This window comes from Winogradskyella jejuensis, assembly GCF_900129745.1.
In the GTDB taxonomy this organism is placed as follows: Bacteria; Bacteroidota; Bacteroidia; order Flavobacteriales; family Flavobacteriaceae; genus Winogradskyella; species Winogradskyella jejuensis.
Map to the genome: position 1 here is coordinate 1,009,787 of NZ_FQWS01000002.1, position 21,041 is coordinate 1,030,827.

The window sequence follows — 21,041 nt, forward strand, 5'->3', positions numbered from 1 at the left end:
AATTTTAAAATGTATTAATGATGATTTAGATTTAATATATTTCCCGTCTAATGTTGCCGCATTAGCGGGATTTTTTTTATAATTGTTCGTATGCTGATATGGTTAAAAATTCTTCAAACTCATCCTGCGTAACCAATCTTTTAAACAATGAAACAGCCTCACAGAATTTGGTGTTTTTAATAGTATCTTCACCCACTTCTGCAACGATTTTTTCAACTTCATCATTAAATAAAATATTGAATAGACCTTGATTAAATTTACGCCCATCTTCTAAGATAACTTCATTCTTAAGCCATTGCCATACTTGTGTTCTGGATATTTCGGCTGTTGCCGCATCTTCCATTAAATTGTAAAGTGCCACTGCTCCAAAACCTCTTAACCAAGCTTCAATGTACAGAATACCTACGTTGATGTTTTTGCGTATTCCTGCCTCAGTAATTGTTCCTTTTGGCAGTTCTACTAAATCCGATTCAATAACATGATAGTCTTTAAAAGATTTAGATATTTGATTTTGCGTTGGCATATATTTATCAAATTCTTTCATAGCAACATCAACTAAAGCAGGATGTGCAACCCAAGTGCCATCATGCCCATTTTTAGCTTCACGTTCTTTATCAATCCTAACTTTTTCTAATGCAGCTGCATTTGCTTGAGGATTGTTTTTAATAGGAATTTGTGCTGCCATGCCGCCCATAGCATGGATTCCACGCTTATGGCACGTTTTGATAACTAGCTTAGAATACGCTTTCATAAATGGTGTTGTCATGGTCACTTGATCGCGATTAGGCACAACAAATCCATCATGATTTCTAAACTTTTTGATGTAAGAAAATATGTAATCCCAACGTCCGCAATTAAGACCAACGATATGGTCTTTTAGCTCATAGATAAACTCGTTGAGTTGAAAACTTGCTGTAATTGTTTCAATGAGTAGTGTGGCTTTAAAAGTTCCTTTTGGCACGCCGAGATATTCTTGTGCAAATACAAATACGTCATTCCACCAGCGCGCTTCTAAATAGTGTTCTAGTTTTGGTAGATAAAAATATGGTGCGGTATTATTTGCGAGTAACGTTTTAGTATTATGAAAAACATACAACCCAAAATCAACTAAACTTCCAGAAAGTGTTTGTCCGTCTACAATAAGGTGTTTTTCTTGAAGATGCAAGCCGCGAGGTCTCACTAAAAGTACTGCGGTTTTATCATTTAATTTGTAATGTTTTCCGCGAGATTTGTCAATTAATTCTATGGTTTTTTGGTTAGCGTCAATTAAATTTTGCTGGCCATCCATAGTGTTTGTCCAGCTTGGCGCATTACTATCTTCAAAATCAGCCATAAATGTTTTAGCTCCCGAATTTAGAGCGTTAATAACCATTTTACGGTCTACAGGTCCAGTTATCTCAACTCGTCTATCTAATAAATCTTCTGGAATTGGAGCAGCTGTCCAATCAGAATTTCTTATAGTTTTAGTCTCAATAGGAAATTTTGGGAAATGACCTCTATCAAAAAGTTGTTGTTCTAGCTCACGTCTTTCTAGCAGCAACAAGCGCCTATTATTAAATTTTTTATGAAGCTCTACAAGAAATCGCTTAGCGTCTTCAGTTAGTAGATTAGAATAAAATGTTTTTACATCTTTTGAGAATCTGATGTTTTGCTGTGTTGTAACTAAAGTTTCCATAGACTAATAATTTTGATGAAACAATGTTACGATACTTTTTTCAGAAAAACAAGCGAACGTTCGCTAAACTTATTAATTCGCTTAAAATGGATATTCGCAAATAGTCGTATATTTGTTTATATGGAACAAGATTATATAAAACTTATTTTTGGTCTAAAACTTAAGCAAATACGCACAGAACGTGGGCTTTCGCTTTTTGGATTATCAAAATTATCCGGGCTTTCAAAATCGTATTTAAACGAAATTGAAAAGGGCAAAAAATATCCTAAACCAGATAAAATTTCTTTGCTTTCAGAACATTTAGATATCCCTTATGATGATTTGGTATCTCTAAAACTAGATAAAAATTTAGCTCCAATCGGCGAGATATTGCAATCTAAATTGTTAAAAGAAATTCCGTTAGAGCTGTTTGGGATTCAAGAAAATACGCTTATAGATATCATATCTAACGCGCCTCAAAAAGTCACCGCATTTATAAGCACCATTATAGAGATTGCCAAAAATTACAACTTTAGCAAAGAGAGTTTTTATTTGGCATCCTTGCGTTCTTTTCAAGAAGCTAATCATAATTATTTCAGTGATTTAGAAGACTCTGTTTTGGCATTTGCTAAAGAATATCAGATAGATTTATCTCAACGGATAAAGACCAAAGATTTAGAAGACATATTGGTTGAAGAATTTAAGTATACCATAAATAATGAAGAGCTAGAAACGCATAGTGAGTTAGAAAATCTTCGCTCAATTTACATTCCAAAATCGAGGACATTATTAATCACCAAAAGTATAGATGACGCCCAGCGCGCCTTTATTTACGCTAAGGAATTAGCGTATAACTACTTAAAAATATCTGAAAGACTGTATACCTTTTCTTGGATAAAGTTTGATAATTTTGATGAAGTATTAAACAACTTTTACGCATCATATTTTGCAGGTGCTCTTGTAATTCCTAGGCTGTCTATAACTGAAGATATTAAAACATTGTTTTCAAAAAAGGTTTTAAATAAAAACGATTTTGAAACACTTTTAGACCGTTACAATGCTTCTCCAGAGTCTATATACCAACGTTTTACAAACATATTACCAAAAGATTTTAAGTTGAATAATTTGTTCTTTTTACGATTTTCTTATGAAGTTGAAACAAAAAAATTTCACCTAAATAAAGAGCTACACCTAGCAAAACACCAGTCGCCAAGAGCAAACGAAAGTAATGAGCATTACTGTCAACGATGGATATCTTTAAAGGTTTTAAAAGCTATTAGTCAAAGTAATTCTGAGCACGAGTTTGGTGCCCAAATATCATATTATCCTGAAGATCAAAAAAGCTATCTTGTATTGGCTTCTGCGACTACAGACCCCTTTAAAACCAACAGCTTCCGCAGTATTTCTATTGGCATTGAATTAAATACGCAATTAGAACGTAAAACCAATTTTATTAAAGACAAAAGTCTAAAACCAGTTGAAGTTGGGGTTACCTGTGAACGCTGTTCTATTTTGAATTGCGAACTAAGACAAGTTGAACCCGTTATAATAAAAACAAAAAACAAAGAAGAAAAGACAGCCCAAATTGTAGCAGAAATCACTGAGAAATATAGTTCTTAGAATAAGACTGAGATTTTACTAAAACTGATTTCTTCAAAATTAGAAATCACCAAATCTGCTTTAGTATAAACTTGCCCTGTTGAATGTAAACTTTTAAACCCTACGCAAAAAATACCTGCAGAATGAGCAGCTGCAATTCCGTTTGTTGAATCTTCTATGACTATACAATCAGTTTTATTAAAACCCGTATGCGCAGCAGCTTTTATAAAAATTTCGGGATGTGGTTTAGATTGTTTTAAGTCGGCACCACTAAACTTACCCATAAAATATTGATTTAACTCAAATCTTTCAAAAATGCGATTAATGTTTGGCATTGACGCCGACGATGCCACGACCAATTTCAAACCATTTGCGTGGTAGTTTTTTATCAAGTCTAAAACACTATCAATTAGTGTTAAATCTACATCGTTTTCAAATAAGTATTTAAAATGTTTGCGTTTCAAGTTAACTAACATTTCTGGACTTTCGGACAAATTAAAATGATTGACCAAGCGTTTGCAAATGTTTATGGTGGACTGCCCAGTAAAAGAAGTGTACAATTCTTCATCAACTTCAATATTTACATCTGAAAACATTTGAAAATAGGCCTTTCGGTGTAAAGGTTCTGTATCTACAATAACACCATCCATATCAAACAATACCGCTTTGAGCATAAATAATTAGTAATTTTGAATTTATAAAGCCGAAAATAAACATATAAAACGGCATTAGAAATTTATCATGGCCAAAAAGGGACAAGAAAAAAACACGAAGAATAAAGCCAAGCACAGCCGACTTGTTAATCAGAAGAAGAACAAGAAAAAACAGGAAGCTGAGCTTAGAAAAGAACGATTAAAAGCTATTACAAAAAAAGCAAAAGAGTCTAGAGATACTAACAAATAAAGATATCTAAACTTCGAGCGAAATCCCAAAGTATCAGGATGTCGCTCGAAACTCTTAATTTAGATTAAAGTACATTATCCTTTATATCTTGCACCACTTCTGGATTTAACAAAGTACTTATATCGCCAAGGTTTTCAGCATCATTGGATGCTATTTTTCTTAAAATACGACGCATAATTTTTCCGCTTCTAGTTTTTGGTAATCCTGTAGTAAACTGAATTTTATCTAACTTAGCAATAGGCCCTATTCTGTCTGTAATTAACTGATTAATCTCTTTACGAACGTTATCATGGTCTCTGCCTTCTCCAGTATCTTTTAGAGTCACGTAACCATAAAGTGCATTTCCTTTTACATCATGCGGAAAACCAACAATAGCAGATTCTGCAACCGCTTGATGTTCATTTATAGCATCTTCAATTGGTGCAGTACCAAGGTTATGACCAGATACAATAATTACATCATCTACTCGACCTGTAATTCTGTAAAAACCAACTTCGTCTCGTAAGGCACCATCACCTGTAAAATACATATCTTCAAAAGCTGAGAAATAGGTGTCTTTGTAACGCTGATGATTTCCCCATATAGTCCTCGCCATAGATGGCCAAGGAAATTTAATACACAAACGGCCATCAACCTGATTGCCTTTGATTTCTTTACCGTTCTCGTCCATTAATGCTGGTTGAATTCCAATGAATGGCAACGTAGCATATGTTGGTTTCGTTGGCGTAGAAAACGGTATAGGCGTAATCATAATTCCGCCTGTTTCGGTTTGCCACCAGGTATCTACAATAGGACTCTTTTTCTTACCTACATTTTCGTTGTACCAATGCCAAGCTTCTTCATTGATAGGCTCTCCTACTGAGCCAAGAACTTTTAACGACGATAAATCGTATTTCTCTACCAATTCTGAGCCTTGTTTTGCCAATGCTCTAATGGCTGTTGGTGCAGTGTAAAATTGTGTCACTTTATGCTTATCTACGATATCCCAAAAACGCCCAAAGTCAGGGTAACTTGGTACGCCTTCAAACATTACGGTTGTTGCTCCGTTTGCTAATGGTCCGTAAACAATGTAACTATGACCAGTAATCCAACCAATGTCTGCAGTACACCAGTACACATCATTTTCGCGATACTGAAACACATTTTTAAACGTATAAGCGGTGTAAACCATGTAACCTGCCGTTGTGTGCAACATCCCTTTTGGCATACCTGTAGAGCCCGATGTATACAAGATAAAAAGCGGGTCTTCCGTATCCATAATTTCAATGACACAATCACTGTACGCTTCATCTAACAAAGGTTGAAGCCACTCATCACGTCCAGCTTTCATATTAATTTCTGAATTGATACGTTTTGCGACTAAAACAGATTCTACTCCTGGGCAGTCTTCTAAAGCTTCGTCTACAATACCTTTTAAATCTATAGTTTTAGCTCCACGATAAGACCCATCTGAGGTTAGTACCATTTTAGCATCACAATCGTTAATTCTTGTAGATAAAGCTGTAGCAGAAAAGCCTGCAAAAACTACTGAATGTACTGCTCCTATCCTTGCACATGCTAAAACAGAGATAGCCAATTCTGGAATCATGGGCAGATAAATACAAACACGGTCGCCCTTTTTTATGCCTTTAGATTTTAGAACATTTGCAAATTTACATACACGCTCATGTAGTTGACGATACGTAATATGTTCTGTTGGCTCTTCGGGATTATTAGGCTCAAACAAAATGGCAGTTTTATCGCCTCTCGTATGCAGATGTCTGTCAATACAGTTTTCGGTAATATTTAGTTGCGCACCTTCAAACCATTTGATTTCTGGTTTTTTAAAATCCCAGCTTAATACATTATCCCATTTTTTTCGCCAAAGGAAATGTTCTTCGGCAATTTCTTCCCAAAATACTTCAGGATTTCTTACAGATTTACGATAGACTTGAAAATACTCTTCGAAATGTTTTATATGGTAATTACTCATTTTAGTTTACTTTTTATTTACTTAATTTTTCTCGAGTTTTAAATAGACCAAACCAGTTTGGATTTAAAACCTTTAGCTTTATTAAAGCCCACAACAGGACTACGAAGCACAAGCCCATAATAACAGATTCTATGGCACCAGTTGCTGTTTGGCTTTCTAATTTAAAACGTAAAAATAGGGTAACTATAACATAGATAGTAATAAATATATCTGATGCTAAAGCATTGAATTGAAGTCGTTTCATTTTAATTTCACTTTAATTATACATTGTTTGTTTGCACACAAAACCATTATAGATTAAAGTTTGAAATACTAAGCGATGAGCTCATTAATTTCTGAAACTATTTGTTTTATCGAAAACGGCTTGGTTAAATATTTATCTGCTCCAAGTTTTAAGCCTTTTTCAATATCCGAAGCTTTATTTTTTGCTGTAATAAACACCACTTTTGTGTTTGCTAACGCTTTATTCTCTTTTATTGCTTTTAAGGTTTGGTACCCATCAACTTTGGGCATCATTACATCCAACATAATTACATCTGGGATGATACTCTTCAAAATATCTAAAGCCTCACTACCGTCTCTTGCAATATATACCTCGAAATTGTTCTTCTTAAAGGTATATTCTAGCGTCATTACTATGTTGGGCTCGTCATCAACAATTACAATTTTCTTTTTCATTTAAAAGCTTTTACAATTTACTTAAATGGGAGATAAAAACCAAAGGTTACCCCGTTTTTCTTGTTATTTTTTGCCCAAATAGAGCCTTTGTGTTTGCTAATTATTTGTTTGGATATTGCAAGCCCTAATCCGCTGCCTTGCGGCTTTATAATATTTTGGTTTTTGGACTGAAAAAATTTATCGAAAATAAATGGCATATCCGCCTCAGGAATACCTGTTCCGTTGTCGTTTATGGTAACTTCTAAAAAACCTTTTTCGTATTTATAATCGACAATAATAATGCCATTACCATCTTTGCAATACTTTATAGCATTAGATATTAAATTGGTTAATACCTGCCAGATTTTGTCTTCATCGTACACAGCAAAGACATCACTTGTGTTAGAACTAATAATTTTAATGTTCTTTTTTGAAGCTATTTGCCTAAGTCCACCAATGGCTTTTTGTATAGTCTCTCTGATATTATTTTTCTTAAAATTAAGACTTGAGCGACCATTGGATAGTTTTTCGAAATCGAGAATATTCTGAATTAATCGTGAGAGTCTATCGCTATCCTGGAGCATATTACTAAGGAATTGAGCTTGAATTTCTTTTGGCATTTCTGCGTCTTCTATGAGTAGCTCAGTAGAGGCTCTTATACCTGTTATTGGTGTTTTAAGTTCGTGAGCCACCGTATCTAAAAATTCGTCTTTTTGCAAATCTTTTTGAATTAGTTCTTCATTAGCTTCACTAAGCTTATCCGTGAGTTTAGTTAATTCTTCAGATTTTTCGCGGAGTAATTTATTTCGGGCAATGGTTTCTTTAGACTCTTCAAGAATTTTTAAAACTTCCACAAGACTAACCTCTTCTTCTTTAACAACACTACTAATTAAAATTTTTGCAGAAGCACTACCAATACTTCCTGTCAATAACTTCTCTGAAAAATTTATGAGTCGAGAATCTGCCATTTGTGTTTCTGGTGATATGTTATATTTTTTGAAGAATAGATTTAACGCACGATTCGTTCTCTCTTCACCCAAAAATTTATTCAAAACATTTTTAATTTCCGCAACGTAGGCTTCACCTTTCCAGACCAATGCGCCATCTTGTAAATCATTATAGTTTTTGCTATCAATAAACATTTCGGCATAATTGCGCTCGCGGTAGTTGCCTTTGTATAGTAAAGAGAAGAGCCCATAAAACAAACAATTAACAAGCATGCTCCAAAAGAAAGCATGCGCTGGTGGACTGAGAAAATCTATTCCTAATAATGCATGAGGTTTTAATGGCGAAATACCGTAAAATCCATATTCTACAAAATCATCTGACCCTGTAAGTGCTTGAATAGAGAACGGCAGGATTAAAGTATAAAAAACCACAGCAAAGCCTGCTATAATGCCAATTATTGTAGCTCTAGAAGACCCACGATTCCAGAATAATCCAATAAAAAAAGAAGGAGCTAACTGCGCTATTATTACAAAAGCCATAAGACCTATGGAATATAATGATAGCTCATAAGAGAAATTTACATAAAATGCATAGGCTAATATGATAATTGAAAATATAGATATACGCCTAATATTCTTAATATATTTTGCATTTCTGTCTGGGTGATTTTTTAAAAACCTATCTAAAAACCCATAAGGAATAATTAAGTTATTACTCAACATGGTAGATAACGCCAAAGTTGATACTACAACCATTGAAATGACTGCTGAAAAACCGCCTAAAAAAACTAAGGATGCCAAAAGCGTATTGTTATTTTGCAAAGGCAACAGGAGTGCATAATATTCAGCTTGCTCAGGATTTCCTATAGCTAAGTTGCCGCCCCAAGCTATAAAAATCACAAAAATATTAAACAGTAGTAAGTACAAAGGAAACAGCCATATTGCGGTTTTAAGATGCTTTTCTCTAACATTTTCTACAACTGAAACTTGAAATTGTCTTGGTAATAAAAAGATAGCCATAAATGAAAGTAAAATTGTATACATCCAATTAAAACCACTTTCAAAACCATTTATAGTAGTTAAACGTTCAAAATTTGAAAATTGAGACATTTTTGTATAAATATCCTCAGTACCATCAAACAAAACATAAGTTACATAAACGCCAATACACAAGAAAAATATTAGCTTTATTACAGACTCGAAAGCAACGGAAACTAAAATACCTTTGTGTTTTACGGATGCGTCGCTAGATTGCGTACCAAAAAATGTTGCAAACACAGCTAATATAAGGGCAATGTAAAGTGTAGAGTCGTCATAAATGGATTTGGAAACATAACTCGTATCATCTGCCAATATCTGAAACGTTTCTGATACCGCTTGAAGTTGTAAAGCTATGTAAGGTATTATTCCCAATAAACAAATAACAGTGACCAAAGCTCCTAAAAATCTATGATTGCCATAGCGCAGAGAAATAAAATCTGCTATAGAACTTATCTTATGTTGCTTTGATATTCTTATAACCTTTCGCAACAAAAGTATCCAAAGTGGTGCTGCAATTACAGGTCCTAAATAAATAGGCAGAAAATCTATGCCAGAAGTGGCTGCAATACCAATACTGCCATAGTAGGTCCAGGCCGTACAGTAAACAGCCAATGCAAGGGCATAAATAATTGGACTATTTACCCAACGGCTCTTTGATTTCTTTTCAGCAAAAAAAGCAATTCCAAAAAGTAGCGAGAGATAAATGATTATAATAAAAAACAGCACGTAATTACTCATAATGACGCTTTAAGACAACATAAGAGATAAGAATTGAAATTGCCCAAACACAGAATACAGCAAAATAGAAAATAGGAATTCCAAAAACTGATTTATCACTATTAAAAATAAATATCAGAGGTATATTTAGAATAATAAAAACTGCTATGCTATTAATGATAAGTTTCTGCTCGTGACGTTTTTTCATAATGAACTAAAATACAAAAAACAGTGTTGGTATTTCACAACACTGTTTAAAGCTAACTAAAAAATTACCTAGTGAGATTGTGCCTCACCAGCACCAGAAGGGATTCTGATATTTTCAACAATTTCTTGAACATATTGCGGTGGTGCAGCGGTTGCTCGAGACACTACCAAGGAAATAACAACATTAACTAGCATTGCTATAGTGCCAAATCCTTCAGGTGATGTTCCGAACCACCAATCTGCTTCTGTTCCACCTCCAAAAAATCCAAGTTTAAATTTCATCATGTAAAAAAGCATTAGTGTAATTCCTACGACCATACCAGCAATAGCACCTTCCTTGTTCATTCGCTTATCAAAAATGCCTAATATAATCGCTGGAAAAAATGATGCTGCAGCCAAACCAAAGGCTAATGCGACTACTGCGGCGACAAATCCTGGTGGATTAATACCAAAGTATCCTGCAATAATAACCGCACCAACGATAGCGATACGTGCCCACATTAATTCGCCTTTATCCGAAATGTCTGGTTTTATTTGCTTTTTTATTAAATCATGTGAAATAGATGTAGAAATAACTAGCAATAATCCTGCTGCTGTAGATAAGGCTGCTGCTAATCCACCTGCTGCCACCAAAGCAATCACCCAATTTGGTAGTTTGGCAATTTCAGGATTTGCTAAAACCATAATGTCTCTATCTACATACAACTCGTTAGCATTTGCATTTGCATTGGAGATTAAACGCTCACCATAATCACCGCGTTCTTCTGTATAGACTGGCTTTTTACCTTCTATTGCGCCACCAGCTACATACTGTATTTTACCATCACCATTCTTATCGCTCCAAGCTATTAAACCTGTGTCTTCCCAGTTTTTAAACCAATCGGGTACATCTGCATACTTAGTTTCACTAACAGTTTCGATAAGGTTTGTTCTTGCAAAAACCGCAATTGCAGGTGCAGTTGTATATAGAATAGCAATAAGTAATAATGCATAACCCGCTGACTTACGAGCATCTTTTACCTTTGGTACTGTGAAAAAACGAACAATAACATGTGGTAAACCTGCTGTACCAACCATAAGCGCCAGTGTTATTGCAAAAACATCCCAAGTAGATTTTGTTCCGTCCGTATATTCTTTAAAACCTAATTGTGTATGTAATTGATCTAACTTATCGAGTAGATAAGTACCATCTTCAACTGTGCCTCCCATTCCTAATTGCGGAATTACATTTCCAGTCATTTGAATAGATATAAAAAATGCAGGAACCATAAAGGCGAAAATTAATACGCAATATTGTGCTACTTGTGTATAGGTAATACCTTTCATTCCGCCGAGAAAAGCGAAAATTAATACCACAGCCATACCTATTATTACTCCAAAAGTAATATCAACTTGAAGGAATTGTGAGAAAACAACACCAACACCTCGCATTTGACCAGCAACATAGGTGAAAGACACTATTAACGCACATATTACAGCTACTGTTCTTGCCACATTAGAATAATAGCGGTCTCCAATAAAATCGGGAACCGTAAATTTTCCAAACTTTCTTAAATACGGTGCTAATAATAAAGCTAGAAGCACATAACCACCTGTCCAACCCATAAGATAAACAGAGCCATCGTAACCAGTAAAAGAAATAATACCTGCCATTGAAATAAATGACGCGGCACTCATCCAATCGGCTGCCGTTGCCATACCATTTGCTAAAGGTGATACACCACCGCCAGCAACATAAAATTCTTTTGTAGAGCCTGCTCTAGCCCATATTGCAATTCCGAAGTATAGTGCAAATGTTACACCTACTAATATCCATGTCCATACTTGTACACTCATAATATTTTATTTTTAGTAGTGGCAGACTATTCGTCGAAACCGTATTTTTTATCTAGTTTATTCATGATTCTTACGTAAACGAAAATTAAAATAACGAATACATAGATTGAGCCTTGTTGTGCAAACCAAAAGCCAAGCTTAAAGCCACCAAGTCTTATTTCATTTAATGCATCCTTAAAGAGGATACCACAGCCATAGGATACTATAAACCAAATGACTAAAAGTATAGAAAGGTATTTTACATTCTCTTTCCAATATGCTGTTGCATGTTTTTGTTTTTCTGACATAATTTTAAATGTTATAGATATATCATAGCCTGAAGCGTAATTGTACCAACAGCATCATTGTTAGCATACTTCGTGTTTTGATACTCTAAGGTTAGTTTTGAATGATGCCCACTGAAATAGGCGTTTGCTCCAATGCCAAATTGATTGGCATTATCGTCTAATGCATCAATACTCCGCGTTGTAAAATGGGCATAAGGCTGAAACTTTGTACTGTTTGAAGAAGGAATAACATAGCCTAAATGAGCGTGAAGCATTGTGCCAGTTTCATACGTCTGACCCAAAGTAAAGTTATTGCCGTAGTCATTAAATTGGGCTAAACCATAAGCTGTAATAGCTGCACCATTTTCACCAAGAGGTGCATCATAAAATGCATCTACAGCAAAAATAGAAACGTCTTCACCTTCCAAGTTTGAATTATTATCTAAAGAAACCGAGCCTTTTGGGTGTAAAAAGAAACCAGCACCAACGTTAAATACTTTTTTGGTTCCTAGGTATGTACCGACTTTATAAGGAAGGAAATTTGATTCTTGGTCTAAAAAATTATAATCAAAATAACCAGCATATGTTCTTCCCGCATCTTTAGAACCTAATAAACGGCGACCAGAGTATATAGCAGCTCCATTAACTGGAGAAGCAGAAGCCTGTAAATTGTTTGTTACCGCATCGTTTATAGATACACGGTATTGAAGTTTATCAAACTTTCCTTTTACATATACGCCCATATGACGTGCAAATTGGTCCGACAAACCAATAGTAGCCCAAGCTTGACGCGTATTATCTAGCATCATAATATTTAAGGTACTTTGATTATTTGCTCTAGATATGCCATTCCAATAGTGCAAACCACCGCCAATAGCATGATTTTTAGAAAGGCTATACTCACCCCATACATCATGGAAGAATAATTGAGAGCTTTCGCCCTTACCAGTTGGCGATAGGTTATCACCATTAAGACTATTAAGTCCAAAATGCGTTAAAATCATAAACTTTTTGTTAAGCTGCGCGTACATTAAAACACGTGCACGCCTTATACTAAAGTTTAAGTCGCTTTGTTCATTACCATTTACGTCTAATGGCCTGTCAGAATTGTGTTGCGCCCAGAATTGAGCCCAAGAGATAATACGAAAGTACTTCGTACCTTCTTCATTAAGTTTTACCTTCATACCACCAGTATAATCTGGAGCACCTTGGGAAAAACATAACTGAAAGGTGCAAAAAACACCTATCAGTACTATGCTTAATTTTTTCATACAAATTGAAGTTTAGTTAGTTAAACAATGATTTTGTGTGCACCACTAAACTCCAAAAAATGAAATAGGAAAAAAAAGATAGTATATATATCTGTTAAATTTATATATAAATATTAAAAAGAGTAATTGTAAAATACGAACTCCTATGTTAAACAAAAAAGAATAAAATAGCCATCACTCTCTAAAACGTTCCCATTTTATGAGCATAAATTTATCTCCTAACTCCGTGACAATAGTACCTGCTCCTTTAAGGTTTAGTGAATTAGAAAAAAAGGTTGAAAGCTCCTGAGCATTTAAAATTTTATAAGTTGGGTGATAGTTAGTGTTATAAGGACGCTTTATATTATATTTTTTTACCCAGTTCATTATACTAACATGAGAAATCCCCAAAATACGTTCAATTTCACGGTAAGTTAGACCTTCTAAATAGAGTTGAAGTGCCTTGTTAACGTAGTAATCGTCTATCTTCTTCCCTATCTTGTTTACTGTAAAGAAATAATTGCAAGACTTACATTTGTAACGCTGTCTATTTTTAATAACACCACTCTTAACATAGTCTTCAGAATTGCAATTTGGACAGTTAGATACATTCATATATATTAATTTAGCATAAATATATCAATTTAGCGCATTATATACAAATCGGTTGATTATGTCTAAATTAAAGATTAGAAAGCCTAAACAAAATATAATTTTAAGACTTTAACTTACTAAAGTAAATTCTAGACGCTGCTATGACTTTTGGTGCTAAAATAATAGTTGCTATCATTGTTGGAATAGCCATTAACGCAAATACGCCATCGATAAAGTTTATCATAGCTTTAAAATCTGTTGTTGCTGCTAAAACTATGCTCGCAATATATAGATAGTTATAATAGTGCTTTCGTTTTGCACCAATAAGAAAGGACAAGCATTTATTTCCGTAATAAGCATACGAAAACAAGGACGACACACTAAAAATAAACACGCAAATCATTAATAAATACTGCCCGAATCCAGGAATGGCATTTTGAAATGCTTCTGCCGTTAAACTCACACCATTACTCGCTGTAGTTTCCCAAACTCCAGTAACTAAAATTGCTAAAGCCGTTAACGTACATACAATCAGAGTATCTATTGCAGGACCTAACATGGCTACTAAACCTTCACGAACTGGCTCATCTGTTTTTGCAGCACCATGCGCCATGGCTGCTGTACCTAAACCAGCTTCGTTAGAAAACGCACCGCGCTTAATACCATGTAGTATTAATGCACCTAATACGCCACCAAGAAACGGTTTATCTTTTGGATAATACTCTGCGCTAAAGGCATCCGTGACAATCATGGCTAGATATTTTGGAACTTCCGTGTAATTAACAAACAGAATAATAAGCACCAAAACGAAATATAAGAGTACCATAGACGGTACTAGTTTAGATGCCCAGTTACTTATACGTTTTAAACCACCAAAAACTACAATACTTGTAAAAATAACCAAAACAGCAGCAATAATAAGATTGGACGTTAACGAAACTTCTACACCATTAGGTATTAAAATAATATCGTTAATGGCTTGCTTTAACTGGTTGACGTTTACCACAGGTAAAGCACCTAAGATTCCAAAAAAGCTGAACATTAAGGCCAAAAATTTCCAACGTTTACCTAAACCTTCAACTATAAAGTACATGGGGCCGCCTTGTAGCTCGCCTTCACTGTCTTTGCCTCGATATAGAATGGCTAGAGTTGATGTAAAATATTTAGTACTCATGCCAATTACGGCACTGACCCACATCCAAAAAACGGCTCCTGGCCCACCAACAACAATCGCTAACGCTACACCAGAAATATTTCCCATACCAATAGTAGAAGATAAAGCCGTGGATAAAGCTTGGAAATGTGTTATCTGACCAGGGTCGTTGGGGTCATCGTATTTACCACGCAGCACTTGTATGGCATGACCGAGATAACGAAATGGTAAAAATTGAGAGCGGATAATAAGATACAAACCACCACCAATTAATATAATAAGTAAGGGTAATCCCCAAGCAAGAGAAGAAAATTCTGCAAGAATAGTGTTTAGTTTTTCCATGGATGCTAAAAATACAAAACTTACTCAGAGTTAACAATTTTTGCAAAAACACGTAGTTTTAAGTGTTGACTTTAAGTATTACTTCTCTTGTTAATTGATAAACTCAATGTTATATTGAACAGGCAGAAGTATTATAACTGAGCTCATCTTGAGGTTAGTGTGCATTTGAACTAAATTTTACAAATAGATGTAACTTCATATAACTTCTTATCGTCCTATTATAGAATAAGCTTAAGAAATGAATACAGAACTAGCCTCTAAACAAATCAATTATAAAGGATTTGTTTTTGATATTATACTTTACCTCTCAGTAATGTTTTTGATAAGGGAGTTTTACTTTTCTCAACTGCCTTTTATTGCAAATGGATTAATGTGGTCATTATCAACTTTAATAATTGCCATATGGAGAATGAAAGCTCGAAATATTACGTGGAAAGATATAGGATTACGAAAACCAGAAAATCTATTAAAAACACTATTGACAACTATCGGAATATTAATAGCTATCCCCATATTAATTATAGTTTTTCAGCTAATTCAAAATTTACTTCCTTTCAATTTATCACCAGATACTTCGTCACAAGATGCAATTTCTAAATTTGGAGATTTAAAAGGAAATTGGATTCATTTTTTTACAATTATTCCATTTATATTAATTCAATCAGCATTAGAAGAACTATTGGACAGAGGCTTTTTAATTAATTGGTTTGAACGCGTGTTTTCTAAAACTTCGTTTGCTACTTCTATTGCCGTTCTTTTACAAGCAATGATTTTTGGGTTTAGACATTCATATGACATTTCAGAAAGGTCAATTACAGTTGGAATTATAGGTTTAGTGATGGGAATAGCATATGTAAAATTTGGGAGAAATTTATGGCCTTTGGTTATTGCTCATTGCATACTTAACATTATGTCTATGGTTGGAAAAATTTACTAAAAAGATTGTAAACTTAAAAGGCGTATAATTAATTGTAAAGATGCTTATGCCTAAGAAAAATCTTTGCCTTGATTAGTTACTAAAATCTTGACTTAGATTGCAATAGCCTCGCTCTAGTTAACGCTGTTTTTTGCTTGTATTCTTTCAGTCAGCTGATTCAGCAAAAGCTAATTATAGAAATACTCTAACTCAGCAACTAAATTATTAACAAACACGATAAGCGTCATATAAAAAAACCTATTAATTCCTTAAATATTATATTTACGTTATCAACGTAAACACCATTGAGTACTAACCAACGTCTCTACTTTATTGATGCCGTACGTGCATTTGCTATTTTAATGATGCTACAAGGACATTTTATAGATACCTTGCTAGCTCCTGAGCATCGAGATATGTCTCATGTAGCCTATAGAATATGGTCTTACTTTAGAGGAATTACAGCGCCGACATTTTTTACAATTTCTGGGTTAATATTTACTTATCTATTACTCAAAGCCAAAGAAAAAGATACCGAAAAATATCGCATGCGTAAAGGTCTTAATCGAGGCATTATGCTTATTGGTATTGGATATTTGTTGAGAGCGCCTTTCCTGAGTTGGTTTACGGGTCATTTTAACACCTACTTTCTTGTTGTGGACGTCTTGCAAATTATAGGTTTATCCCTAATGTGTATTGTAGGCTTATACTTTCTTTGTTTTAAAAATACAACCTTATTTTCTATGGTAACTTTAGCGATTGGGTTTATTATATTTGTTACAGAACCGCTTTACAGAAATCTCTCTTTAGAAAATGTGCCCTTAATATTAGCTAATTACATAACTAAAACTAATGGGTCAGTATTTACTATTATTCCATGGTTTGGCTATATGGCATTTGGGGCTTACATCGCTACAGCATTTTACAGGCATCTAGAAAAACCAAATTTTAAGCCCGTTACACTTTCAGTATTTTTTATTGTGGGTTATTTTTTAATAGAATGGTCGTCTCATGCATTGTTTTATTTAAACAAATGGACCGATATTCAATTGTTTTTAGATTCTGCAAACTATAATTATTTGTTTTCAAGATTAGGAAACGTATTTATCTATTTTGCGATTTTTTATGGTTTAGAGCGTTATTTAAAACCTCCTTTATTACTGAAAATTGGACAAAAAACCTTATCCATATATGTGATTCATTTCATTATTATTTACGGTAGTTTTACAGGTATCGGGCTAAGTCAACTCATAGGAAAAACATTATCACCATGGCAAGCTGTTATTGGTGCAGCACTTTTCTTAACGATAGTTTGCTTTATTTCGTTCTATTATGTACAAACAAATGCCTATATCTATGGAAAATTGCGAACTTTATTTTTTAAGGTGAAAGGACTTAAGCGTAGTTAACGACATATAAACAATGAAATACACAATTACTCTTCTCATAGTTTTTTTAAATTTTCTATCAGCATATTCCCAAACTGAATTTTTAGATTCGCTTTACACGGTTGAAACCTCTACCCATACTTACCTAAAACTCAGTAAAAAGGATAGTCTTCAACTAGACTTTTACAAGCCTGTAGATGTAGATAAAGAGTTGCCGCTTCTACTCTACGTGCATGGTGGTGGTTTTTCTGGTGGTGTACGTGACGATAGCAATACTGTACAATTTGCTACAAAAATGGCGGAGAAAGGTTATGCTGTTGCTTCAATTTCCTACCAACTCATCATGAAAAAATTAGGCTTTGGCTGCGATACTAAAACCAAAGAAAAAATTATAGCTTTTGATACTGCTGCCGAAGACATAAGCCTAGCCATAAAATTCATTTTAAAGAATGATGACATCTTTAATATTGACAAAGATAGAGTGGTAATTTCCGGAACGAGTGCTGGTGCTGAAGCCGTTTTACATCTAGCTTATGTCTATGAAAACAAAATATTACCCAAAAAGTTTAAACTTGCTGGCGTAATCGGTTTAGCTGGTGCCATTACAACGCTTGAACACATTGATGCGGATAAAGCTATACCAACACAATTATTTCATGGCACTAACGATAATTTGGTGCCCTATCATATTGCAGCGCATCACTATTGTAGTCCAAATTCTAAAGGTTATATGCTGTTATATGGAAGTCGTGCTATCGCTGACCGATTAAAAGGCTTAGGAAAGTCTTATTACCTTTTTTCTATAAACGGAGGAACGCATAGCTGGTCTGGTATACCAATGAGCCGTTGTATTATGGAAGTGACTGACTTTCTTTACAATGATGTGCTCAATAACGCCAAGCGACAGACCGAACGTACCATTGGATTTTAGTTATAGGCCTCATACCAATTGAAGGTATCGTGAATTATTCTCGCTTTTTCTGTTTCTACATAGCTGAGATATGCCGAGGCTACAGGCGATAAATTTTTAGATTTTAACCAGATTAGATTCCAATTGGTTTTAATGGGCAAACCTTTATACGGAATTATATGCAACTCTTCATCCTTTAATTCATTCTTCAAGCCAATTAGTGGCATTATAGAAATTCCTAAACCTGCAATAAGCGCTTGTTTTAGTGCTTCGTTAGAAGTAAGCTCCATTTTTTTCTTGTTAGGAACACTGAGCTTAGTAAGAAAGGTTTCCATTGCAGAACGTGTTGCAGAACCTTTTTCTCGATAAAGCAAAGGGTATTTTTCAAAAATGGTCCTAGTAATACGTTTATCTCGAGTATCTGTATGCGCACTACCAACTAAAAATAGCTTATTTGTCATTAATTCTACTTGATTAAGACTCAAATGCTCTGGTAAAACAGACACCATGGCAAAATCAACTTCATTATTCTCTAAGCTTTTTATAACACCTGCTTTGTTGGTAACATCCATTTCTAAGTCAACACCTTGATGTTTCTGTAAAAATCCCGTGAGAAAATAAGGCATTGCGTATTTTGCCGTAGAAACGATAGCAATTTTTAGCTTTCCTGCTAATTGACCTTGGCGTGATAAGGTTTTGTAATTAATGGCTTCTACTTCATTCAATATTTTTTCGGCAGCTTCTACTATTTCATTACCAAAATCGGTGACATAGAGTTGTCGACCAACCACTTCTGTTAAGGGAATTGAAAACTGATCTTGAAATTTTTTTAACTGCATAGATACTGCAGGTTGGCTCAAAAATAACTCTTCAGAAGCTTTAGTAATACTCTTTAGTTTAGCGACTTTCAAGAATATTTGAAGTTGATGTAATGTGTAATTCATAAGTTTTGCTTATACATATTATAACAAATATATATAAAAATATATGAATTATTTATTTCAATTTTGCACCGTAAATAAAAAACTATGAACAGCAATTACATACCTAAGCAAACTAAAGAGTCAGAACGTATAATGTCTGATGTAAAATCTAAAAAACAAGAATCTATAGCTATTAGAGAAAAGCGCGGTGCGATATATGCTGCATTTCTTTTTTTACTAATAATGGGCTCAATAACGATTTTCTCTTCAGGCCAAGGTGTAATTTTTGACCATCTAGGAATTTCATTGTTTATCATTTCATGTATACTCTTAATAAAAATGAGTGGGCCTACAAAACAACTTTAATTAATTGAAACTAAATATTATGTCTAAAATTTCTGAAAAACCATTAGTGAGTACTAAACAAGAAGTACAACTTGTAGAAGGAGAATTTACTTGTTCTGAAGCATCATTTGTTATTAACGAGCTTATTAACGAAAAAATAAATTTCCATAAACTACAACGTTTAAGACTTTGCGAAGGTGATGAAAACTCCGATACGCGTTATGCCAATAAGCGTATTGCTGAATTAGAAAACGAAAAGCTTATAGCTAAATCATACATTGACAAAGCACGAAAAGAAGGCTACGACGTCTTTATAGATGGTGTTCTAGAGATACGATTTGTAAAAAAATAACAAACCACTTCAATCCCGCTTAACCAGCGGGATTTTTTCAGACTAACACTTTAAAAAACAAGTCTTTAGACTTGAACTACTAAACGATTATTTAATGGATTTACATTTACTCTTTGATAATCTTACTAACCCTGCGCTTTTATTTTTCTTTTTAGGTATTATTGCCGTACAAGTAAAAAGTGATTTAGCGCTCCCAGAAAATTCTTCAAAATTTATCTCACTATATCTTTTATTATCTATTGGTTTTAAAGGTGGACATGAGTTAGCGCATAGCACACTAAATACTGAAATTATTCTATCATTATTATTGGGAATACTATTAGCGATCATTGTTCCCTTTTACACCTATTTTATTCTAAGACGAAAATTTAATGTGGTAAATTCTGGGGCAATTGCTGCAACCTATGGTTCTATTAGTGCAGTAACCTTTGTAACAGCAGTCTCTTTTTTAGAAATAGCAAATATTCCGTTTAGTGGACACATGGTAGCCATTATGGCATTAATGGAAGCGCCATCGATTATTGTAGGTGTTTTACTTATTTCAATTTACGATAAAACGAATAAAACAGATATTTCCATTCCTAAACTAGTGAAACATTCTTTTACTAATGGTAGTGTGCTTTTAATTTTAGGCAGTCTTATTATTGGAATGCTTACAAGTGATGCACAAGCTGACGGTATTAAGCCTTTCACAACAGATATTTTTAAAGGCTTTTTAATGGTTTTTCTATTAGATATGGGAATTACTAGTGGGAAAAAATTGGGAACTTTCTTAAAAAAAGGATGGTTTGCATTTCTATTTGCTATAATTATTCCAATTATAAATGGTGTTACGGTCGCTGTAGTTAGTGGCTGGATTACCGATAGTGTAGGAAATCGATTATTGTTCTCTATACTTGCGGCAAGTGCGTCCTATATCGCCGTACCAGCAGCGATGCGCTTAGCGGCTCCTAAAGCAAACCCAAGTTTGTATTTGCCAATGGCTTTGGCTATTACGTTTCCGTTTAATATAACGCTTGGATTACCGCTCTATTTGGGCGTCATCAACTGTTTTTAATAAGATATTGTT

Annotated in this window: 21 protein-coding genes; 8 read left to right on the plus strand and 13 right to left on the minus strand. The window is 34.2% G+C overall.

Annotated elements, in window-relative coordinates; translation table 11 throughout:
* Window positions 1-76 precede the first annotated feature (76 nt).
* Window positions 77-1,675 (minus strand): malate synthase A, encoded by a 1,599-nt coding sequence (aceB, locus tag BUB95_RS12390; RefSeq protein WP_073086922.1) that lies wholly within the window; start codon window positions 1,673-1,675, stop codon window positions 77-79.
* A 120-nt stretch (window positions 1,676-1,795) separates the two neighbouring features.
* Between aceB and BUB95_RS12395 the strand changes: the two genes are divergently transcribed.
* A complete protein-coding gene (locus BUB95_RS12395; RefSeq protein ID WP_073087440.1) occupies window positions 1,796-3,274 on the plus strand; it encodes a helix-turn-helix domain-containing protein in 1,479 nt (492 codons plus the stop codon).
* Here the strand turns inward: BUB95_RS12395 and BUB95_RS12400 are convergent.
* Complete coding sequence (locus BUB95_RS12400; RefSeq protein WP_073086923.1) at window positions 3,271-3,927, minus strand: HAD family hydrolase; 657 nt, start codon at window positions 3,925-3,927, stop codon at window positions 3,271-3,273. The two genes, BUB95_RS12395 and BUB95_RS12400, sit on opposite strands and share 4 nt — an antisense overlap.
* Before the next feature lie 67 nt (window positions 3,928-3,994).
* Here BUB95_RS12400 and BUB95_RS14345 point away from each other — a divergent pair, with 67 nt between their 5' ends.
* A complete protein-coding gene (locus tag BUB95_RS14345; protein ID WP_200777208.1) occupies window positions 3,995-4,156 on the plus strand; it encodes a hypothetical protein in 162 nt (53 codons plus the stop codon).
* Between the two features lie 64 nt (window positions 4,157-4,220).
* On the opposite strand, the gene acs is transcribed toward BUB95_RS14345, so the two are convergent.
* The 10 genes from acs to BUB95_RS12450 all read right to left on the minus strand — a co-directional run bounded on the left by acs (window position 4,221) and on the right by BUB95_RS12450 (window position 15,138).
* On the minus strand, window positions 4,221-6,128 hold the full coding sequence (gene acs, locus BUB95_RS12405) for an acetate--CoA ligase (RefSeq protein WP_073086925.1): 1,908 nt from the start codon (window positions 6,126-6,128) through the stop codon (window positions 4,221-4,223).
* Window positions 6,129-6,141: 13 nt separating this feature from the next.
* Window positions 6,142-6,372 carry a hypothetical protein gene (locus tag BUB95_RS12410; RefSeq protein ID WP_073086927.1) on the minus strand — a complete coding sequence of 77 codons (231 nt, stop codon included), beginning with the start codon at window positions 6,370-6,372 and terminating at the stop codon, window positions 6,142-6,144.
* 68 nt (window positions 6,373-6,440) lie between these two features.
* The gene (locus tag BUB95_RS12415) at window positions 6,441-6,806 is read right to left on the minus strand and encodes a response regulator transcription factor (RefSeq protein ID WP_073086929.1); all 366 of its coding nucleotides are present in this window, start codon (window positions 6,804-6,806) and stop codon (window positions 6,441-6,443) included.
* A 17-nt stretch (window positions 6,807-6,823) separates the two neighbouring features.
* The gene (locus BUB95_RS12420) at window positions 6,824-9,511 is read right to left on the minus strand and encodes a sensor histidine kinase (RefSeq protein WP_073086931.1); all 2,688 of its coding nucleotides are present in this window, start codon (window positions 9,509-9,511) and stop codon (window positions 6,824-6,826) included.
* Window positions 9,504-9,698: a hypothetical protein gene (locus tag BUB95_RS12425; protein WP_073086934.1), complete on the minus strand. Its 195-nt coding sequence runs from the start codon at window positions 9,696-9,698 to the stop codon at window positions 9,504-9,506. The genes BUB95_RS12420 and BUB95_RS12425 overlap by 8 nt, the downstream gene beginning before the upstream one ends.
* Before the next feature lie 68 nt (window positions 9,699-9,766).
* Window positions 9,767-11,533, minus strand: coding sequence for a sodium:solute symporter family protein (locus BUB95_RS12430; RefSeq protein ID WP_073086936.1), 1,767 nt, complete (start codon window positions 11,531-11,533; stop codon window positions 9,767-9,769).
* Window positions 11,534-11,559: 26 nt separating this feature from the next.
* Window positions 11,560-11,820 (minus strand): DUF4212 domain-containing protein, encoded by a 261-nt coding sequence (locus BUB95_RS12435; protein ID WP_073086938.1) that lies wholly within the window; start codon window positions 11,818-11,820, stop codon window positions 11,560-11,562.
* Window positions 11,821-11,831: 11 nt separating this feature from the next.
* Window positions 11,832-13,070, minus strand: coding sequence for a hypothetical protein (locus tag BUB95_RS12440; RefSeq protein WP_073086940.1), 1,239 nt, complete (start codon window positions 13,068-13,070; stop codon window positions 11,832-11,834).
* Window positions 13,071-13,244: 174 nt separating this feature from the next.
* Window positions 13,245-13,664: a transposase-like zinc-binding domain-containing protein gene (locus BUB95_RS12445; RefSeq protein ID WP_073086942.1), complete on the minus strand. Its 420-nt coding sequence runs from the start codon at window positions 13,662-13,664 to the stop codon at window positions 13,245-13,247.
* A 100-nt stretch (window positions 13,665-13,764) separates the two neighbouring features.
* A complete protein-coding gene (locus BUB95_RS12450; protein WP_073086944.1) occupies window positions 13,765-15,138 on the minus strand; it encodes an alanine/glycine:cation symporter family protein in 1,374 nt (457 codons plus the stop codon).
* A gap of 238 nt (window positions 15,139-15,376) precedes the next feature.
* On the opposite strand from BUB95_RS12450, the gene BUB95_RS12455 reads away from it, so the two are divergent.
* The 3 genes from BUB95_RS12455 (at window position 15,377) to BUB95_RS12465 (ending at window position 18,373) form a co-directional block, all read left to right on the plus strand.
* Window positions 15,377-16,075: a CPBP family intramembrane glutamic endopeptidase gene (locus BUB95_RS12455; RefSeq protein WP_073086946.1), complete on the plus strand. Its 699-nt coding sequence runs from the start codon at window positions 15,377-15,379 to the stop codon at window positions 16,073-16,075.
* A gap of 284 nt (window positions 16,076-16,359) precedes the next feature.
* The gene (locus tag BUB95_RS12460) at window positions 16,360-17,463 is read left to right on the plus strand and encodes a heparan-alpha-glucosaminide N-acetyltransferase domain-containing protein (RefSeq protein ID WP_073086948.1); all 1,104 of its coding nucleotides are present in this window, start codon (window positions 16,360-16,362) and stop codon (window positions 17,461-17,463) included.
* Between the two features lie 13 nt (window positions 17,464-17,476).
* Window positions 17,477-18,373: an alpha/beta hydrolase gene (locus BUB95_RS12465; RefSeq protein ID WP_073086950.1), complete on the plus strand. Its 897-nt coding sequence runs from the start codon at window positions 17,477-17,479 to the stop codon at window positions 18,371-18,373.
* Here the strand turns inward: BUB95_RS12465 and BUB95_RS12470 are convergent.
* Window positions 18,370-19,296, minus strand: coding sequence for a LysR family transcriptional regulator (locus BUB95_RS12470; RefSeq protein ID WP_073086952.1), 927 nt, complete (start codon window positions 19,294-19,296; stop codon window positions 18,370-18,372). The two genes, BUB95_RS12465 and BUB95_RS12470, sit on opposite strands and share 4 nt — an antisense overlap.
* 84 nt (window positions 19,297-19,380) lie before the next feature.
* Here BUB95_RS12470 and BUB95_RS12475 point away from each other — a divergent pair, with 84 nt between their 5' ends.
* The 3 genes from BUB95_RS12475 to BUB95_RS12485 all read left to right on the plus strand — a co-directional run bounded on the left by BUB95_RS12475 (window position 19,381) and on the right by BUB95_RS12485 (window position 21,029).
* The gene (locus BUB95_RS12475) at window positions 19,381-19,641 is read left to right on the plus strand and encodes a hypothetical protein (protein ID WP_073086954.1); all 261 of its coding nucleotides are present in this window, start codon (window positions 19,381-19,383) and stop codon (window positions 19,639-19,641) included.
* A gap of 19 nt (window positions 19,642-19,660) precedes the next feature.
* A complete protein-coding gene (locus BUB95_RS12480) occupies window positions 19,661-19,972 on the plus strand; it encodes a hypothetical protein (protein ID WP_073086956.1) in 312 nt (103 codons plus the stop codon).
* A 94-nt stretch (window positions 19,973-20,066) separates the two neighbouring features.
* On the plus strand, window positions 20,067-21,029 hold the full coding sequence (locus tag BUB95_RS12485; RefSeq protein WP_073086958.1) for a sodium-dependent bicarbonate transport family permease: 963 nt from the start codon (window positions 20,067-20,069) through the stop codon (window positions 21,027-21,029).
* Window positions 21,030-21,041 lie beyond the last annotated feature (12 nt).

Coding starts and splice junctions, on each gene's coding strand:
- BUB95_RS12395 (WP_073087440.1), top strand. CDS start 1,796: ATGGAACAAGATTATATAAAACTTATTTTTGGTCTAAAACTTAAGCAA.
- BUB95_RS12445 (WP_073086942.1), bottom strand. CDS start 13,664: ATGAATGTATCTAACTGTCCAAATTGCAATTCTGAAGACTATGTTAAG.
- BUB95_RS12475 (WP_073086954.1), top strand. CDS start 19,381: ATGAACAGCAATTACATACCTAAGCAAACTAAAGAGTCAGAACGTATA.
- BUB95_RS12415 (WP_073086929.1), bottom strand. CDS start 6,806: ATGAAAAAGAAAATTGTAATTGTTGATGACGAGCCCAACATAGTAATG.
- BUB95_RS12425 (WP_073086934.1), bottom strand. CDS start 9,698: ATGAAAAAACGTCACGAGCAGAAACTTATCATTAATAGCATAGCAGTT.
- BUB95_RS12430 (WP_073086936.1), bottom strand. CDS start 11,533: ATGAGTGTACAAGTATGGACATGGATATTAGTAGGTGTAACATTTGCA.
- acs (WP_073086925.1), bottom strand. CDS start 6,128: ATGAGTAATTACCATATAAAACATTTCGAAGAGTATTTTCAAGTCTAT.
- BUB95_RS12465 (WP_073086950.1), top strand. CDS start 17,477: ATGAAATACACAATTACTCTTCTCATAGTTTTTTTAAATTTTCTATCA.
- BUB95_RS12470 (WP_073086952.1), bottom strand. CDS start 19,296: ATGAATTACACATTACATCAACTTCAAATATTCTTGAAAGTCGCTAAA.
- BUB95_RS12450 (WP_073086944.1), bottom strand. CDS start 15,138: ATGGAAAAACTAAACACTATTCTTGCAGAATTTTCTTCTCTTGCTTGG.
- BUB95_RS12485 (WP_073086958.1), top strand. CDS start 20,067: ATGGATTTACATTTACTCTTTGATAATCTTACTAACCCTGCGCTTTTA.
- BUB95_RS12400 (WP_073086923.1), bottom strand. CDS start 3,927: ATGCTCAAAGCGGTATTGTTTGATATGGATGGTGTTATTGTAGATACA.
- BUB95_RS12410 (WP_073086927.1), bottom strand. CDS start 6,372: ATGAAACGACTTCAATTCAATGCTTTAGCATCAGATATATTTATTACT.
- BUB95_RS12435 (WP_073086938.1), bottom strand. CDS start 11,820: ATGTCAGAAAAACAAAAACATGCAACAGCATATTGGAAAGAGAATGTA.
- BUB95_RS12455 (WP_073086946.1), top strand. CDS start 15,377: ATGAATACAGAACTAGCCTCTAAACAAATCAATTATAAAGGATTTGTT.
- aceB (WP_073086922.1), bottom strand. CDS start 1,675: ATGGAAACTTTAGTTACAACACAGCAAAACATCAGATTCTCAAAAGAT.
- BUB95_RS12480 (WP_073086956.1), top strand. CDS start 19,661: ATGTCTAAAATTTCTGAAAAACCATTAGTGAGTACTAAACAAGAAGTA.
- BUB95_RS12420 (WP_073086931.1), bottom strand. CDS start 9,511: ATGAGTAATTACGTGCTGTTTTTTATTATAATCATTTATCTCTCGCTA.
- BUB95_RS12440 (WP_073086940.1), bottom strand. CDS start 13,070: ATGAAAAAATTAAGCATAGTACTGATAGGTGTTTTTTGCACCTTTCAG.
- BUB95_RS14345 (WP_200777208.1), top strand. CDS start 3,995: ATGGCCAAAAAGGGACAAGAAAAAAACACGAAGAATAAAGCCAAGCAC.